The sequence below is a fragment of the uncultured Granulicatella sp. genome (assembly GCF_938030755.1).
Taxonomy (GTDB): Bacteria; Bacillota; Bacilli; order Lactobacillales; family Aerococcaceae; genus Granulicatella.
Genome location: NZ_CALHIF010000018.1, coordinates 1 through 16,118, shown reverse-complemented (window position 1 = coordinate 16,118; position 16,118 = coordinate 1). Strand labels below are relative to the sequence as shown.

Sequence of the window (16,118 nt, the reverse complement as noted above, 5' to 3'; positions counted from 1 at the left end):
TTGAGGCTCGATAGGTAGTGAGACCCAAGGCTCACGCCGGTACAGCTATTGTAGCTACTATAGAGACCCAAATGATTTATATATGACCTAAAGTTTTTTCAACCCGTACGAAGCACACATAGACTTGTTTCCGTTCCCCTGAAGCAAAATTACTAAACACTTTGGCCAAAGAAACAAAAATGCGAAATTCAAAGAATTACGCACTCCATAACATTTTTTATACAAGCAGGTCTGAAGAATCATTTGGTCCATAGTAGCGACAATAGCGAGTGTAATCGATGCGAATTAGTAGGAGTTAGGAATTGATTCCTTACTCCTAATTTGAGGCTCGATAGGTAGTGAGACCCAAGGCTCACGCCGGTACAGCTATTGTAGCAACTATAGAGACCCAAATGATTCATTAAAGACCTGCGGTCTCTTTATCAAAGCACAAAAAAGAGTTAGGCAGCAGCCTAACTCTTTGGAATTTCCCAAAATTATTTTTTAGTTTCTTTGAAGACAACGTGTTTACGTAATTTTGGAGAATATTTTTTTAATTCTAAACGCTCTGGATTGTTACGTTTGTTTTTGCTTGTTAAGTATAAACGTTCACCTGTTTCAGCACATTCTAATAAAATGTTGATACGCATGGATGACACCTCTCATTCAATTTATTTCATTAACTCATTGAGTTTCACACTCGTATATACTAACAAATGATGTTCGCTTTGTCAATTCACAATACCAATGATTTTTATTTTCCTTCTTCCTCTTCTTTTTTACGCGATTTCAGAAGGCCTAATCCCATTAACGCACTAATGGCGGCAGAACCAAAGAATACACTATCGCCCCCAGTTCCTGTATTTGGCAATTCTTCATTAGAGCTTGTAAGATTTGAAGATTGCGAATTTGTAGTTTCTTCCAAATGCTTCTTGAAAATATGAGTTCTATTCCCATCGTCATCCACTACCGTTTTCACATAATCATATCCTTCAATATTTCCTTGCTCTTTTTCACCATCTTCTTTAGGTTTTAATACATTATTATCTGTATCCACCCAAATCGTTGTCAATTGACGGTATACGTTCACAACATCGCCGTTCTCTTTCGTTGTTGTTGACACCAGCTTGTATCCTGGAAGATGTGTACCTTTTGTATCTGGATGTTGACCATCTTTAGAAGGACGTAACTCTTTTCCATTCGTATCCACCCAAGTCGTCATTGTCTTGTGATATACATAAGTCACTTCGATAGGTTTTTTCGTCGTAGTTCCAGTCTCTTCTCCTTGAGTTTTCGTCGGAATAAGCGTGTACAGTATGCCATCTTTTGTAATCGTTACTGGCTTATCAGATGTAGTATCATATTTTTCCCCAGTAGAAAGTTCTTTTTTCTCAACCTTATCTTGAAGAATATTTCCATCCTCGTCTACATATTGAATAGTAATGGAAGTTTTCACTTCACGATAAACATAAGTGACATCAGTATTTCCCTTAAGGACAATGCCAGAGATTTTATCCGCACCCTCTTTAGGAGTCTCACTAGATAATTCATAAGTCTTTCCATCTTTAGCAACAATTTCTTGATCTCGATTTGGAGTCGTATCATATGGTGTCCCTTTCGGAGTGTCTGCTGGAGTGATGACATTATCCTCTTTTATCGGTTGACCATTTTCATCTTCATACTTCACTGTCACAGTTCCTGTGACTAATTTGTATTCATACGTAATGGTTGTTGTTCCTTCCGTTAAGTTTCCTTTTTCGTTTGGAACAACTTTATCAACGAGCTGATATTCTTTTCCATCTTTTGTAATAGTCGATGGCTTATGATCTGTCGTGTCATACGTCGCTACAGTTCCGTTCTCGTCTGAAATATAAGTAGAGGATGTATCTGTAACAGCGTCTTTAATCTCGTTTGAAGTCCCTTCAATGACATATTTAACAACGACTTCCCCTTTAGCGCGTTCTTTATAGACATAAGTAACTTCAGTTTCACCTTTTTCGACTTCCCCTTTTTCAGTCCCTTTGGTGGCATCCGGCAACAAATCATACAACTTACCTTCATCAGTCTTAATCAGAGGTAGTTTATGTTCTGTTGTATCATATAGGTTTCCTTCGGGAGCATTCAGTGTATCTACTACAGAGTCCTTTATCGGATTTCCCGCTTCGTCTTGATAATTCACTTTTACAGAACCTGTTGGTACATAGAAATGAATTACATTGCCACTAGAATACTCTGATGAACGAATATAACGGACTCCTGGGAACTCTTCATCCGTGAAAGCCACGAATTTCTTAGTAGCTGTCTTTTGTTGCGCTAGATTCCAAAGCTTATTTCCATTCTTATCGATAAGCACAAAATCTTCTGTCCAAATTCGTGGTGTCATTTGTATTGGATTTGACATGATGAACTTCTCAAACTGTGTCGCTTTCAGTCCTACTTGAGTATATGCGACATCCTCCACTTTCAATGGATCAGTCGTCTTCACGGGCAAATAGAAATCATTATAGTTCGGGAATGTAGATCCAGTTTGCACAAACCTTACAGCGGTCACCTTGGAATAATCTGAAACAGAATCCGTCCAAGTAAGCTGGTCATTATCTTGAGAACGATCTCTTGTCGGTGTATCAACTGTATACTGTACTTTAAATTCAGGAGCTGGAGTTACTGGACCTGTTAACAGTACATCATAAGTTGAATTTTCAATACCTTTTCTAGGTAAGTATTGAATTCCAATTCCTCCAGTAAGAGAAGAATCAAATGTGTTGATTAAAGTGGTTTGGATTGTAAAATCAACATCTGTTTCCACATCTGCTTTATCAGAAGTGTAATAGCCAGTTTTATTAGAAACTCTTGTTTGAGAACCAAACATTAAATTATTTGAAATCGTATAAGTTTTTACGTTTTTTGTTGTTTCCTCATCTCCAGGAATCGGATATTTTCCGTAAGTATTTTCTTTAACTTCTTCATTCGCAGTTCCCCATGTTAAATACCAATATAAATCATAGCGACCATCTTTCACATCTGGGCTTGTCGGTTTTAGTTGGAAATCAAATCTCCAAACAAGATTCGCATCAAATCCATTTTCCACAAAATCACTAAGTAATCTAGTATACGTTCCACCAGACAGCGTTTCTCCAGTTTTAAGAGTCATCGTAAGTTCAGGTGGAACTGAAAATGTCACCATGGCATTTGCTTTGTCTACAACATCATCATATTTTAATTTAACTAATCTATTGGAATTGTCCTTATAATTGGATGCTTCAATCGCAATTTGTTGAGAGGTAAATGGCGTTGAGGAATTGGTTATATCCGTTCCCCAATAGTGTTGTGTATGAAAAACTATTTCTTCACGTTGGTATCTTGTAATAGAAGTGTCCTTTCCATCTCCCATCGAAATCGTATGAAACAGCGCAACTGGTGCTTTAGACGGTAAATCTGCTTCACTCGTTGGTTGGAATCGTGTAAAAATTCTTAACCCTTTTGCTTGTGCAGCCGATAATTGCGTCATTTTTCCTGTTGGTCTTAAAATAATCCCCGAAATATTTTCCGGCAATGTTAAATTCGTGTATTTAAATAAATGAACACTCGTAATTTTTTGAGTGGGGTCATCTAATGAATACACATCGAAAGTAGCTTCATCATATTTTAAAGCAGCTAAATTCACATCTATCCCTTGAATTTCATGAAAAATTGCTCTATATTTTCCAACAGTTTTCTTTTCATCAAACTTGATTACAATATCGGAGAGCTCCTTAGACTTTCCTGAAGCATAATCGTCCTCATCCATAATAATTTCATCCCTATAAAAATCTTCCGTAGGATACCTATCAGATGCATTATATTCTTTTAAATCATTAACATAGGAAGTAACAGATGCACTAGCTACACTATTTTCAGAATCTTGTGCGCGTAAAACACCTGATGTGTCAAACGTTTGAGAAGTTTTATATCCCATTTCATCAAGAGTATCTACTCTGGATGTAATTGTCCAAGTTTTTCCCGAAGGAGAACTAAGTTCCTCTACAGTTCCATAAGCAGAAGTATCAAAGGACAAACCTGAAGTGTACACATTAGTGTAAAAACTTTCCATCTTAGCGTATCCCTCACCTAAGTTAGCTCTACCAAAACTAGAATTCGGAATTACATCCGCATCATAATAATAATGATCACGAACGACCGTATTCCCAACTTGTTTCCATCCATTTTTCTTAGAATCTTCGGTAATCTTAAATCCTTCTGGAACGGTTAAAGTAACCTTTTCAATTAATCCCGTATTATAATTTTCGTGCTGCACAACTGAGAATGGAAGTGGAGCTGAATTTCTCACTTTCCCATTACTATCAAAACTGGTTAAATATTCTGTTTGAGTATACTTTTTCGCTAAAAATTGAGGATCTGGAAGTTTTGCCGTAAACGTCTCTGTAACGCTTGTGATCACTTCATCATTATCTACTAATTCATACGTTACATTGTATGTTTGCCCCTGTGAAAGAAATTTAGCAACTACCGTATTGTTAATAGAGATGGCGCTTCCTGATTTCAATTCACCTACACTAATTTTCCCTGTATACATCACTGTTGGATCTTTTACTTTATCCATTGGACTCGGAGCATTTAAATAAAAAAGTCTTTGCCCTTCCGTATTTGAAGGGATCCATAAATTAATAATCTCATGCGGGTCATTACTCCAATACTTCATACGAAGCTCCGCATTCGGACTTAAAAACTTCGGAGCCGTCGCACCAATTGTGATTACAGACTGAATTTTTTGTCCATTATTCGTAATGATATGGTCTGGATGAGACGGGCTCTTTACCGTTAACGTAAATCCATCGGCTTTCGATTTACTACCTTCCTCCGCAGATCTTTTAGCCCTTATTTTTGTTTCTTGAGTCTCTTCTGTTTGACTTGTTGTAGTTACTTCTTCTGTCGTTTCAGAACGAGTCGTTGTCTCAACAATATTCTGGTCTTGTGTGGTTTGTTGAGCGCTTTTTTGAACTACTGTTTCAGTTGTTGCTGACTTCTCACCATCTGCTTCGATAGAGAATGCTACCGGCCCAAAAAAGGCCATCCCTACTAATACAGATACTAAGCCACAATTTAACTTTCGAAGCGAGAATCTTTGCTTCTCATTCCCATTATTTTTAAAATTCATAAAAATAATATCTCCTTTTTTCTAAAAAATAATCTTCACTTATTCTACTTTCTGAATCCAACCTTCTGGAGCTTCTACGTCCCCATACTGAATTCCTACTAATTCATCATATAAACGTCTTGTGACTGGTCCAACTTCTGTTTCTGAATAGAACACATGGAAGTCATCTCCATTTTGAATTCCGCCTACTGGAGAAATAACTGCAGCTGTACCGCAGGCTCCTGCTTCAGCAAAAATATCTAATTGATCGACATACACATCTGCTTCTTTTACAGTCATTCCTAAACGGTGTTCTGCTAACCATAGTAATGAATATTTCGTAATACTTGGTAAGATAGATGGAGAGTATGGCGTAATAAATTGATTATCTTTTGTAATTCCGAAGAAGTTTGCAGCTCCTACCTCTTCAATCTTTGTATGTGTTAATGGATCAAGATAAATACAGTCACTGAAATGACGTTCTTTGGCTTCTTTACCAGGAAGTAAGCTTGCCGCATAGTTCCCGCCGACTTTAGCAGCCCCTGTACCAACGTGTGCTGCACGGTCGTATTCAGAAACGATGAAGTTTGTTGGAGTTAATCCACCTTTGAAATAAGCTCCTACTGGCATTACAAAGATTGAGAAAATATATTCCGTTGCTGGACGAACCGCTACATTGTTTCCTACCCCAATCATAAATGGACGGATATATAAGCTTCCTCCAGTTCCATATGGTGGTAGCCATTGTTCGTTTGCCTTCACCACTTTTTTCACAGCTTCTACAAAGCGTTCTTCAGGGAATTCTGGCATGAGTAATCGACGACAAGAACGTGCCATACGAGCCGCATTTTGATCCACACGGAATAAGTTAATGCTGCCATCTTTACAACGGTATGCTTTTAACCCTTCGAAACATTGTTGTCCATAGTGAAGTGCAGTTGCAGCTTCGTCAACCTTTAATACATTGTCTTCAATCAATGCACCTCCATCCCACTGTCCATCTTTGTAATAGCTGATGAAGCGTAAGTCTGTCTTAATATAATCAAATCCTAAATTATTCCAATCTAGATTCACTGTATTTGTCATATTGTTCCTCCTTTCTAGATTATTCTACCACTTTGTATTCCCCAGTAATAATATCCATCTCTTCTAATTTATGGTCCTTTGAATGATATCTAAAAAAGTCAAAAATGGATGTAGATGAACGCTTTCCATGTCGAATTTGTAAATCGATGGTATCGCTTGTTTGAGCTTGAATAATAATGTCATAATTCTGATTTAGAACTACTCTCTTTCTTTTTTCAATCTCCGCAATCGTTTGTTTAGCAATTTCATTCCCATTCTTCTTTTCCACAGTAGTTGTTTCAACCTTAGGAGACTCCGTGTTTGATGGGGCTTTTGTTGTATTATCTACTTTATTCTCTGACTTAGCTTGAGTGGTTGACGATTGATTGTTGGAAATTTGAACTCCTGGTTCAGAATTGTTTGTAGTTTGTTCTGGCCTGTGTGTACAAGCTATTAGTGATAATCCCAAAATGGTAATCACTAATCCTTTTGTGATTTTTTGTTCATACAGACACTATCTTTCACCTCTTTATCATAATTTTTATATGATTTTATCATATTTTTTTAAAAAGTATACATTTTACATTATTGTAATTATATTAAAAAACAGACTATTTTATAAGTGGTAGCTTGGGTGAATATTATTGTTTTTCTTTAATTTCTTCCACATAATTATAGACCATATGTCCTGCTTGTCCGCCGTCTCCAACAGCTGTTGTAATTTGGCGTAATGTTTTTTGACGAACATCCCCAACCGCAAAGATGCCAGGAATAGACGTTTCCATTTGCTCGTTAGTGACAATCCAACCTTCAGCATCTGTGATGTTTAAGTCTTTGAATGGATCTGAAACAGGTAATAAACCGACATAGATGAAGACTCCATCTGCTTCATGAGTAGTTACTTCACCTGTATTTACATCTTTTACTCGAACACCTATGATTTTAGAACCGTCTCCTACGAATTCTTCAACGGTTGAATTCCATAAAAAGTCGATTTTTTCATTGGCGAATGCACGGTCTTGTAATACTTTTTGTGCACGTAATTGATCGCGACGATGAACGATAGTCACGCTTTTCCCAAATTGCGTCAAATAAGTTCCTTCTTCAACCGCTGAGTCTCCTCCACCAATCACGAAGATTTTCTTATCTTTGAAGAACGCTCCATCACAAACAGCACAGTAAGAAACCCCACGTCCGGCATATTCTTCTTCACCAGGAACGTCTAATTTACGGTGATAGGAACCGGTCGCAATCACTACTGCATATGCATAGTAAGTTTTCTTACCAGCAGTAATCACTTTAACGTCTCCGTCTAGTTCAATTTTTGACACTTGGCCATAAGCATATTCTGCGCCGAATTGCATCGCACCTTTATACATATTGTCCGCTAATTCTGGCCCAGAAATTGTAGGGAAACCAGGGTAATTTTCTACATCTGAAGTATTTAATAATTCTCCTCCAGGAACACCTTTTTCTAAGATTAACGTTTTTAAATTCGCACGAGAAGTGTAAAGTGCCGCTGTCATCCCACCAGGGCCACTTCCGATAATGACTACATCATAAATTGTTCTTTCTTCCATCAGAGATTCTCCTTTTGTATAAACTAAGAGCGCTGAGACATAGTCCAACGCTCTCCTTCCATTTCAGTTTAAAATACGAACATCAATTGGGCAACTTTATTGCTCACTAGTATTTCCTTCTAGTTTCTTTCCTAATGCGATTACGTATTCTTTTAAGCTATCTTTGATTTCTGGATGTTCCAATCCGAATTCAATACTCGTCTTCATGAATCCAAACTTATCCCCCACATCAAAACGTTCACCTTTAAATTGCTTAGCAAATACTCTTTGCGTTAAGTTCAATGTATCAATCGCATCTGTTAATTGAACTTCTCCACCTGCACCAGGTTCTTGCTTTTCTAAAATTTCAAAAATTTCTGGTGTTAATAAGTAGCGACCGATAATGGCTAAATTACTTGGTGCTTCTTCAGGTTTTGGTTTTTCAACGAAACGACGAACATTGTACAATCCATCTTCTACTTCACTTTCTGGATCGATAATTCCGTATTTATAAGTTTCTTCATGAGGAACTTCCATCACAGCAATATTTGAAGCATGAGTTCTTTCGTAGCCTTCAATCAATTGTTTTGTTAAAGGTACTTCATCTCGCATAATATCATCTCCAAGCATAATGACGAATGGCTCTCCACCGACAAATGCTTTCGCTTGAAGCACTGCATCCCCTAATCCTTTTGGATACGATTGACGAACAAAGTACAAGTTAATTCCTGTTGTTTCTTGAACAAGTTCTAATAACTCTTTCTTTCCTTTGGCTTCAAGGTTTGACTCTAATTCGATGTTTGAGTCAAAATGATCCTCGATTGGACGTTTACTCTTACCAGTAACAATTAAAATATCTTCAATTCCTGATGCTAGAGCTTCCTCTACAATATATTGAATCGTAGGTTTATCCACGATTGGTAACATTTCCTTTGCCATAGCTTTTGTTGCTGGCAGGAAACGAGTTCCAAGTCCTGCAGCTGGAATGACCGCTTTTCTCACTTTTTGCATCTGTTTGTCCTCCGATCAGCTTATTGGTGTTCTTTGATGGATGCTTCTGATTTGTATTCACGCCCCATTAGGCATTGAATTTCTTTGCGAACATCATGTCCGTTATATAACACATTATAAACGGCGGTAGTAATTGGCATTTCAATATTTTTTTCTTTTGCCAGTGCATATACCGCTTTACAGGTTTCTACCCCTTCTACAACCATTCCCATATTTTCTAGAATGGTTGGGAGTGGAATTCCTTTCCCAATTTGATCCCCACATCTCCAGTTACGAGAATGAATACTCGTACAAGTGACAATTAAGTCTCCTACCCCACTAAGTCCAATAAAAGTTAGCGGATCTGCTCCAAAGGCAACTCCAAGACGACTGATTTCTGTTAAACCTCGTGTCATCAAGGCCGCTTTTGCATTATCCCCGTATCCTAGACCATGAAGAGCACCTGCTCCAACAGCAATGACATTCTTTAATGCCGCTCCCATTTCAACTCCGACGCAATCGGTATTCGTATATACACGGAAAAATGAATTGCTGAATAATTTTTGTACGTATTTTGCAGACTCTATATTTTCACACGCAGCAGTAATCGTAGTAATATCGCGTCTAGAAACTTCTTCTGCATGACTTGGTCCGGATAACACTACGATATCCTCGTAGCGATCACGGTCCAATTCTTCTGCTAAAATTTCTGAAATACGTTTATACGTTTCCTGCTCTAGCCCTTTACTTGCATGAATAATCATTGGTTTATTTTCTAGCAAGCCATTTAATTGTTTCGCAACTAAACGAATCGCTTTTGTTGGAAGTACGAATAAAATCGCATCCACATCTTTTACCACTTCTGCTAAATCTAAATAACCTCTAATCGAAGGATCTAAGAAAACCCCTGGTAAGAAATGTTCATTTGTATGTCGCTCATTAATTTCTTTAATTTGAGCTTCATTATTCCCCCATAGGCGAGCTTCATGTTGGTTTTCTGCTAGAACCATCGCTAATGCAGTCCCCCAAGAACCGGCTCCTAAAATGGCGATTTTTTTCATATCAAAACTCCTTTACACTTTTCCAAATAATATTGGAGATTGTGGATTATCGATAGAGACATAATCCGGAAGTGCTGGCACTCGACGTCTTCTTACAACAATTAGACCAATTCCTAATAGGAATAATACGATTGAAACCAGTTGAGAAATTCTGATGACGTTAAACATCCAGAGGCTATCTGTACGCATTCCTTCAATAAAGAAACGACCAAATGAATACCAGATTAAGTAACCAGCCGCTATTTCTCCTACTTTCACCCCTTTACGTCTACGAAGGTAGAATAAAATAAGAACTCCGACAAACGACCAAAGCGATTCATATAAGAACGTTGGTTGATAATATGCTCCTTTGATATTCATCTGTTCAATGATGAAGTTTGGTAAATGCAATCCTTCTAAGAAAGCACGGGTTGTAACTTCTCCATGAGCTTCTTGATTCGTGAAGTTCCCCCAGCGACCAATTGCCTGGGCCAACAATACAACAGGAGCTAAAATATCAAGAAGTAACGCAAAAGAAACTTTCTCTTTTTTAGCAAACCAATATACTGTTGCTGCCCCTGCAATCACTCCACCGTAAATTGCAATACCTCCGTGCCAAATTTGAATAATTTCGGCTGGATTTGCTAAATAATATTGCCATTCAAAAAGAATGTAATACAATCTTGCTCCAACAAATCCGAGTGGGACTGCCCAGAATACCAAATCAATTATAAAATCTTTGCGATAGCCTTTTCTGGTAGCTTCCCTATCTGCTAAAGTTGTTGCTAAATAGATTCCAAACGCAATAATAATGCCATACCATCGTACTTGTAATCCTCCAATTTCAAAAGCAATTGGATTAATAGTCAAAGCCATTTCTAATACATTCATTTACTGTTTACTCCTAAACCTCTTTATTTTCTTCAATCAATTTAGATAATCGATTGGTAAAGTTTTCTGTAGCATCAAAGCCCATTTTCTTTGCACGAAAGTTCATACAGGCTACTTCAAGAATAATCGATACATTTCGACCTGTCTTCACTGGAATACGAATTTTAGGAATTTCAACTCCTAAAATTTCGACGTTTTCCATATTTCCACCTAATCGATCATATCTCTTTTCAGGCGTCCAATTTTCGAGATGAACCACTAAGTCTACTTGTTTAGAATCTAAAATGGCTCCTGCACCAAATAAAGTCATCACATCGACAATCCCGACACCACGAATTTCAATCAAGTTATTTAAAATCTCTGGTGCTTCTCCTATTAAGGTTAATTCATCATATTGATACAGTTCTACACGGTCATCCGCAACAAGACGATGTCCTTTTTGAACTAATTCCAAAGCCGTTTCTGATTTACCGACTCCACTTTCACCAGTAATGAGTAATCCAATGCCAAAAACGTCTAATAATACACCATGCATGGAAAATCTTTCAGCCAGTCTACCTTCTAAGAAGTTTGTCACACTACTAGAAACCTGGGTCGTTTTAGAAGAAGCTTGTAAAATAGGAATTTGTGCTTTTTCCGCAGCTTCAATAAGCTCTTTAGGGGGCTCTAATTTACGAGAAATAATAAAACATGGCGTATCTGGCGTACATAAGAGCTCCATCACTTCATATCTCGATTGAGAATCCATCTCCTGCGCAAAGGACGTTTCAGTTCGCCCCAATAATTGAATTCTTTCTGCTGGGTAAAAATTAAAATAGCCGGCTAATTCTAATCCCGGTCTTGAAATTTCACTTGTAGTAATCGGTCGATCTAAGTATTTTTCTCCATGGATTGGTTTTAAGTGAATATTTTTGATTAACTCTTGAACCGTAACAGGTTTCATAACATCCCTCTTTTCTTCATTCCTTTTTACTATACCATATTTTAGCGCTTTCTTGTATGGTTTTAAATTTAATTAACAATTCCGTATTGAATTTTGAAACTAAAAATAGCCTTTTAAAGAAGCAATGTTTTTGAATTTTCTAGTCTTTTCTATATAATAATTTTCAGTTTCATAAAGGAGGATGTAACATGGTCTTTTATTCATATGATTTTTTAAAAAGTAAAGTGCAACAAATTGACTATATTCAACTAGGATTAATTCTTTTTGTCATTGCCATTTTAGCAATTGCGCTTTATCGATACTTTAAAAACAAACAAGATACAAAGTTCCGCGAGTTAGCTTTAATTGCAGTGATTGGTATTCTAATACTGGCTGGTTCTAAAATTTCTGACTTACAGAACTCTAAAAATTCAGAAAACCAATATTCTGGAGCGCTTCGTTTTGTTGAAACAATTGCCGCGGATTTACAGGTCAATAAAGAAGACATTTATATTAACACTGAAGCTGCAAAGGACGGAGCTATTGTAAAGGTAGGCGACCAGTTTTACCGGGTGCTTAGCGGGGATAGTCCCGAACATTATTTACTCGAAAAAATGGAGATTCAAAATCCGAAAATCACCATAAAGGAGGCTGAATAAGTTGAATTTTTCATATATCGACGTCGTAATTAAGCTTGCTCTTGGGCTATTATCATTAATCGTTGTTATTAACTATACAGGGAAGGGGAATTTGGCTCCTACATCTGCCAGCGATCAAGTTCAAAACTATGTACTCGGGGGCATTATCGGGGGTGTAATTTATAATCCTTCCATTAGCATCTTACAATACTGCATCATTCTATTAATATGGTTTGCTTTAGTATTATCCCTCCGGTGGGTAAAAACAAACAACAGCAAAGTGAAAAAAATGATTGACGGAGAACCGTTACAATTAATTAAACAAGGAAAAATTGATGTTGAAAATGTTCGTTTAGCAGGACTAACGGCACAAGAAGTAGCCTTTAAATTACGTGCACAAGGAGTCTACTCCATTCGCGATGTAAAAAGTGCTATCTTAGAACAAAACGGACAACTCATTCTCACAAAAGCTGGAGAGGAAAATCCAAAATATCCTCTTATTACAGATGGAGTTATTCAATATAACATTTTAGAAGTTATTGATAAAACTGAGGAATGGGTGACAGAACGCCTGGCAGCGCAAGATATTCAAGACCCTTCTGAAGTATTCCTTGCTGAATACAATAACGGTCAATTGATGATTGTAAAATATTAGTTTAATGCAAAAAAAGCGCCTATACAGGCGCTTTTTTGTTGCATTAATCTGTTAGATTTTCAACAAAGCGTTGGAAAATCGTTAATAGAATGCTCACCACTAAGGTAATCAGCGGACTTGAAAATGAGAATCCCGGTCCGACAAACCATGATGTAATACTTAACATCATCGCATTTAACACAAAGCTAAAGCATCCAAACGTTACAATCGTTACTGGTAATGTTAAAAGGAATAGAATCGGTTTAACAAATAGGTTTAGTACCGCAAGGACGATACTTGCAATAAGCGCTGCTACCCAGTTTGTAACGATAAATTGTGGAACAAACCATGCAATTACCAAAAATCCTAATGTATTAATGGCAATTTTTTTAGTAAATGACACTAAAAATCACTCCAATCATCATTATCCTCATCTTCTACTTTTCGAGCAGTTTTACGAGGACGATTATTTCTAGAAGTATAGTAGTAAGTATCTTGTCGATTGCGACGACGATACTCAGAACCCCCTTCTGGAATTATGATAGCAAGTAATATATAGAGGAAAATTGGAAAACCTGTCCAACAAAAAATCAAGAATAGAACACGGACAATTGTTGGATCTACTTCAAAGTATTCCGCAATTCCTCCCATTACCCCACAAAAAATTCGGTTATTTCTGGATCTTCTCAACTTTTTCATTTTATTTAACCCTCTTTCTTACTATCTGCCTTTGATTGTAGCTGATTTACATGAATATTACCAGTTGTTGTTTCTGCAACTACTTGTGGCATAAATTCTTTTTGCTTACAAATCACTGCTGTTCTTTCTGTTAAATCTTTTCTTTGTTTAATAACTTCAAAGATCGTTTCATCAAAGTGGAGACTTCCTAGAGATGTTTCTAAATTCGCTTCTAATCCTAATTCTTCGGCTAAACTAATTTTTACATTCCCATTCGCTGTCTCAACATCCACTTTTTTCGTTTGTGGACTAGTAATTTCTACTTTAATATTACCATTTACCGTTTCAAATTTTGCCCCACGGAAATCTCCTTCTAAGCTAATATTTCCGTTTACCGTTTCAGACACGATATCTTTAAAATCTAAGTGTTCATATTTTAGATTCCCGTTGACAATTTCAGACTCTAATAGAACCCCTGTGACATCTTTTAGGAAAATATTTCCATTATTACTTTCTAAGTAATAATCTTTCCCTTTTAATTCTTTCAGATGAAGCGTTGTATTTAACCCTTTCATCGAAACATAATCATATTCTTTTTCTGGTAACGAGATGGTCCAATCGCAGTAAACTTGTTTACTCAAGCTCTTAATAAAGATGGTATCTTCCTCTACTTCAACTTTTACACGGTCTCTAACATAAGATTCTGCATCGAAATACTCTTCATCTTGAGAAGCTACTCGGCATTCTCCTTCAATTGTCATTTCATTTCCAGGAACCGACTTCACGCGTAAGATTCCATTTGCGACCTTAAAATCTAGGATACTTGCTTCATCGATGACTTGATGGAAATGATACGGAACTTTCTTTCCATTTTTTGCTTGGGCATAAGGTCTATTTTCTTCTACAGAGTTCATGACCGATTGAACAGTGGTTGCGATTGAATCTGTAAATTTTGCAGCCCATGCAGTAATACTTCCTGCTGTTTTTCTTGTCTTTTCTTCCCAATCAGTTTCTTGGACTTTCTTCTTCGCTTTTTGAATGGTTTCTTCCCATTCTTCTTTTTTCTTTGCCTTCATTTTTTCATCAGCCATTTTCTTTTCTTGAAGTAAGCTCTTATATTGATTACTTAATTGCTCCGCTTCTTCTTCCAATCGAACGAGTTCCATTTCTTCATCTACCGTTAACGATTCTAATTGGCTCGCTGTTCTGATTTCGTCGATTCGACGATCAATTTCTTTTGTTCGTTTTAAAATCGTTTGAATGGCTTCGTCTGTTTGATCACTTTCTGCTGAAAACTTAGTGAATGCACTCGCCACGCCTTCCATAATGGAATCCAATTGACTCGTTGTAGGTTGTTCTTTCTCTTCTACTGCCTTGTCTCCCATTTTTTCTAAAAGGACCACTGCTTCTTCTGCTGAAATAATACCTTTATCTACTAATTCTAAAATTCTATCTTTTTGGTTCATTGTTTTCTTCCCCCTTAAAATTTAGGCGTTTCTTGATTACATCCTTAGTGTAAAGGAAGTTAAAAATAAAAACATAGGTCCTAAGGTTGATTTTTATCCCAAACTTCTCTAAACCTAAAGTTGTATGCTAAATAAGCCTTCACTCTTTCTTTATCTTGCGCTACTGCTATTTTGTTGATACACTTTGAATACAGTTTATAGTAGGAGTTGGAAGGAATTTGATAAAGAAGACCGTTACATTAAAATCGCATGAACGACTTGATCGACTCGAGAAAGAAAATATCGATATTATCCAAAGTCGTGAAGTGTTCTCTTTTTCTTTGGATGCAGTCCTTCTAGCGGATTTTGCAACTATCGCAGAGCGTCGAAAAGCGACCATCGTGGACCTTTGCTCAGGTAATGGAGCAGTGGCTTTTTTACTCAGTCATAAAACCACTAATCCCATTACCGCTGTCGAAATTCAAGAACAACTCTATGATATGGCGATGCGCACCACTCAACTAAACGGTTTAGAAGACCGCGTTACCTTTATTCATCAGGACATTCGACATTTAAAAGGCATCATCCCAAAAGATTCAGTCGACTTCATTACTTGCAATCCGCCTTATTTCAAGGTCAAAGAAACCAATCAGACTAATCTCAAGGAGGCCTATACGATTGCTCGTCATGAAGTGCACTTGCCTCTAGAAGATTTACTTGCGACTATTTCTGGGCTCTTGAAGATGAAAGGAAAAGCCTATCTTGTTCATAGGCCGGATCGATTGAGTGATATCTTAACAGAAGCAAGACAGCACAGATTGGAAGCTAAACGTGTTCAATTTGTATACCCGAAAGAAGGAAAGGAAAGCAATATTGTCCTTATTGAATTAATGAAGGACGGCCTTCCAGGAGGACTCAAGGTGTTGCCACCGATTACAGTTTTTAATGAGCAACAAGAATATACTGAAAAAATCAGAAGTATCCTCTGGGGGGACAAAGCATGAGTCAATTCTATATGTATGTTCTACTCTGCAAGGATCAAACCTTTTACACCGGTTATACCGTTGATTTAGAAAAAAGAATCGCAACGCATAATGCTGGTAAAGGTGCCAAATATACAAGGATGAGAACCCCCGTCACACT

The 16,118-nt window shown here is 37.1% G+C and carries 16 protein-coding genes; 4 read left to right on the top strand and 12 right to left on the bottom strand.

The window, feature by feature from the left end; genetic code table 11:
- Positions 1–476 precede the first annotated feature (476 nt).
- From rpmG to hprK, 9 genes are all read right to left on the bottom strand, one after another.
- The gene (rpmG, locus tag Q0594_RS01920; protein WP_005607156.1) at positions 477–629 is read right to left on the bottom strand and encodes a 50S ribosomal protein L33; all 153 of its coding nucleotides are present in this window, start codon (positions 627–629) and stop codon (positions 477–479) included.
- Positions 630–733: 104 nt separating this feature from the next.
- Positions 734–5,134 carry a MucBP domain-containing protein gene (locus tag Q0594_RS01915; protein ID WP_298729350.1) on the bottom strand — a complete coding sequence of 1,467 codons (4,401 nt, stop codon included), beginning with the start codon at positions 5,132–5,134 and terminating at the stop codon, positions 734–736.
- Positions 5,135–5,173: 39 nt separating this feature from the next.
- Positions 5,174–6,199, bottom strand: coding sequence for a branched-chain amino acid aminotransferase (locus tag Q0594_RS01910; RefSeq protein ID WP_298729349.1), 1,026 nt, complete (start codon positions 6,197–6,199; stop codon positions 5,174–5,176).
- Between the two features lie 19 nt (positions 6,200–6,218).
- Positions 6,219–6,659 (bottom strand): hypothetical protein, encoded by a 441-nt coding sequence (locus Q0594_RS01905; protein ID WP_298729348.1) that lies wholly within the window; start codon positions 6,657–6,659, stop codon positions 6,219–6,221.
- A gap of 160 nt (positions 6,660–6,819) precedes the next feature.
- Entirely contained in the window at positions 6,820–7,758 is a 939-nt protein-coding gene (trxB, locus tag Q0594_RS01900; protein WP_298729347.1) for a thioredoxin-disulfide reductase, read from the bottom strand.
- A gap of 96 nt (positions 7,759–7,854) precedes the next feature.
- On the bottom strand, positions 7,855–8,748 hold the full coding sequence (galU, locus tag Q0594_RS01895; RefSeq protein WP_070439150.1) for a UTP--glucose-1-phosphate uridylyltransferase GalU: 894 nt from the start codon (positions 8,746–8,748) through the stop codon (positions 7,855–7,857).
- A 20-nt stretch (positions 8,749–8,768) separates the two neighbouring features.
- Positions 8,769–9,788, bottom strand: a complete 1,020-nt coding sequence (locus Q0594_RS01890; protein ID WP_298729346.1) for an NAD(P)H-dependent glycerol-3-phosphate dehydrogenase — start codon at positions 9,786–9,788, stop codon at positions 8,769–8,771.
- Between the two features lie 12 nt (positions 9,789–9,800).
- The gene (gene lgt, locus Q0594_RS01885; RefSeq protein WP_298729345.1) at positions 9,801–10,658 is read right to left on the bottom strand and encodes a prolipoprotein diacylglyceryl transferase; all 858 of its coding nucleotides are present in this window, start codon (positions 10,656–10,658) and stop codon (positions 9,801–9,803) included.
- 13 nt (positions 10,659–10,671) lie between these two features.
- Positions 10,672–11,601 (bottom strand): HPr(Ser) kinase/phosphatase, encoded by a 930-nt coding sequence (gene hprK / locus Q0594_RS01880; RefSeq protein ID WP_298729344.1) that lies wholly within the window; start codon positions 11,599–11,601, stop codon positions 10,672–10,674.
- A 188-nt stretch (positions 11,602–11,789) separates the two neighbouring features.
- Between hprK and Q0594_RS01875 the strand changes: the two genes are divergently transcribed.
- Together Q0594_RS01875 and Q0594_RS01870 are read left to right on the top strand one after the other, a co-directional pair.
- Positions 11,790–12,239 (top strand): DUF3290 domain-containing protein, encoded by a 450-nt coding sequence (locus Q0594_RS01875; protein WP_298729343.1) that lies wholly within the window; start codon positions 11,790–11,792, stop codon positions 12,237–12,239.
- Position 12,240: 1 nt separating this feature from the next.
- On the top strand, positions 12,241–12,873 hold the full coding sequence (locus Q0594_RS01870; protein ID WP_298729342.1) for a DUF421 domain-containing protein: 633 nt from the start codon (positions 12,241–12,243) through the stop codon (positions 12,871–12,873).
- 43 nt (positions 12,874–12,916) lie between these two features.
- Here Q0594_RS01870 and Q0594_RS01865 read toward each other — a convergent pair whose 3' ends face one another.
- The 3 genes from Q0594_RS01865 to Q0594_RS01855 are packed head-to-tail and all read right to left on the bottom strand — an operon-like array spanning position 12,917 to position 14,996.
- The gene (locus tag Q0594_RS01865; protein ID WP_049554515.1) at positions 12,917–13,255 is read right to left on the bottom strand and encodes a phage holin family protein; all 339 of its coding nucleotides are present in this window, start codon (positions 13,253–13,255) and stop codon (positions 12,917–12,919) included.
- Positions 13,255–13,551, bottom strand: coding sequence for a PspC domain-containing protein (locus tag Q0594_RS01860; protein ID WP_039849196.1), 297 nt, complete (start codon positions 13,549–13,551; stop codon positions 13,255–13,257). The genes Q0594_RS01865 and Q0594_RS01860 overlap by 1 nt, the downstream gene beginning before the upstream one ends.
- Before the next feature lie 5 nt (positions 13,552–13,556).
- Positions 13,557–14,996 carry a DUF4097 family beta strand repeat-containing protein gene (locus Q0594_RS01855; protein WP_298729341.1) on the bottom strand — a complete coding sequence of 480 codons (1,440 nt, stop codon included), beginning with the start codon at positions 14,994–14,996 and terminating at the stop codon, positions 13,557–13,559.
- 218 nt (positions 14,997–15,214) lie between these two features.
- On the opposite strand from Q0594_RS01855, the gene Q0594_RS01850 reads away from it, so the two are divergent.
- Both Q0594_RS01850 and Q0594_RS01845 read left to right on the top strand, forming a co-directional pair.
- Positions 15,215–15,979 (top strand): tRNA1(Val) (adenine(37)-N6)-methyltransferase, encoded by a 765-nt coding sequence (locus tag Q0594_RS01850; RefSeq protein WP_298729340.1) that lies wholly within the window; start codon positions 15,215–15,217, stop codon positions 15,977–15,979.
- On the top strand, positions 15,976–16,118 hold a 143-nt coding region (locus Q0594_RS01845; protein ID WP_298729351.1), incomplete at its 3' end, for a GIY-YIG nuclease family protein. The genes Q0594_RS01850 and Q0594_RS01845, both read left to right, overlap by 4 nt.

Bases quoted from the DNA above. Each gene is read 5' to 3' on its own strand.
- Q0594_RS01855 (WP_298729341.1), bottom strand. From the start codon at position 14,996: ATGAACCAAAAAGATAGAATTTTAGAATTAGTAGATAAAGGTATTATT.
- Q0594_RS01875 (WP_298729343.1), top strand. From the start codon at position 11,790: ATGGTCTTTTATTCATATGATTTTTTAAAAAGTAAAGTGCAACAAATT.
- Q0594_RS01915 (WP_298729350.1), bottom strand. From the start codon at position 5,134: ATGAATTTTAAAAATAATGGGAATGAGAAGCAAAGATTCTCGCTTCGA.
- galU (WP_070439150.1), bottom strand. From the start codon at position 8,748: ATGCAAAAAGTGAGAAAAGCGGTCATTCCAGCTGCAGGACTTGGAACT.
- Q0594_RS01910 (WP_298729349.1), bottom strand. From the start codon at position 6,199: ATGACAAATACAGTGAATCTAGATTGGAATAATTTAGGATTTGATTAT.
- trxB (WP_298729347.1), bottom strand. From the start codon at position 7,758: ATGGAAGAAAGAACAATTTATGATGTAGTCATTATCGGAAGTGGCCCT.
- Q0594_RS01890 (WP_298729346.1), bottom strand. From the start codon at position 9,788: ATGAAAAAAATCGCCATTTTAGGAGCCGGTTCTTGGGGGACTGCATTA.
- lgt (WP_298729345.1), bottom strand. From the start codon at position 10,658: ATGAATGTATTAGAAATGGCTTTGACTATTAATCCAATTGCTTTTGAA.
- rpmG (WP_005607156.1), bottom strand. From the start codon at position 629: ATGCGTATCAACATTTTATTAGAATGTGCTGAAACAGGTGAACGTTTA.
- Q0594_RS01860 (WP_039849196.1), bottom strand. From the start codon at position 13,551: ATGAAAAAGTTGAGAAGATCCAGAAATAACCGAATTTTTTGTGGGGTA.
- hprK (WP_298729344.1), bottom strand. From the start codon at position 11,601: ATGAAACCTGTTACGGTTCAAGAGTTAATCAAAAATATTCACTTAAAA.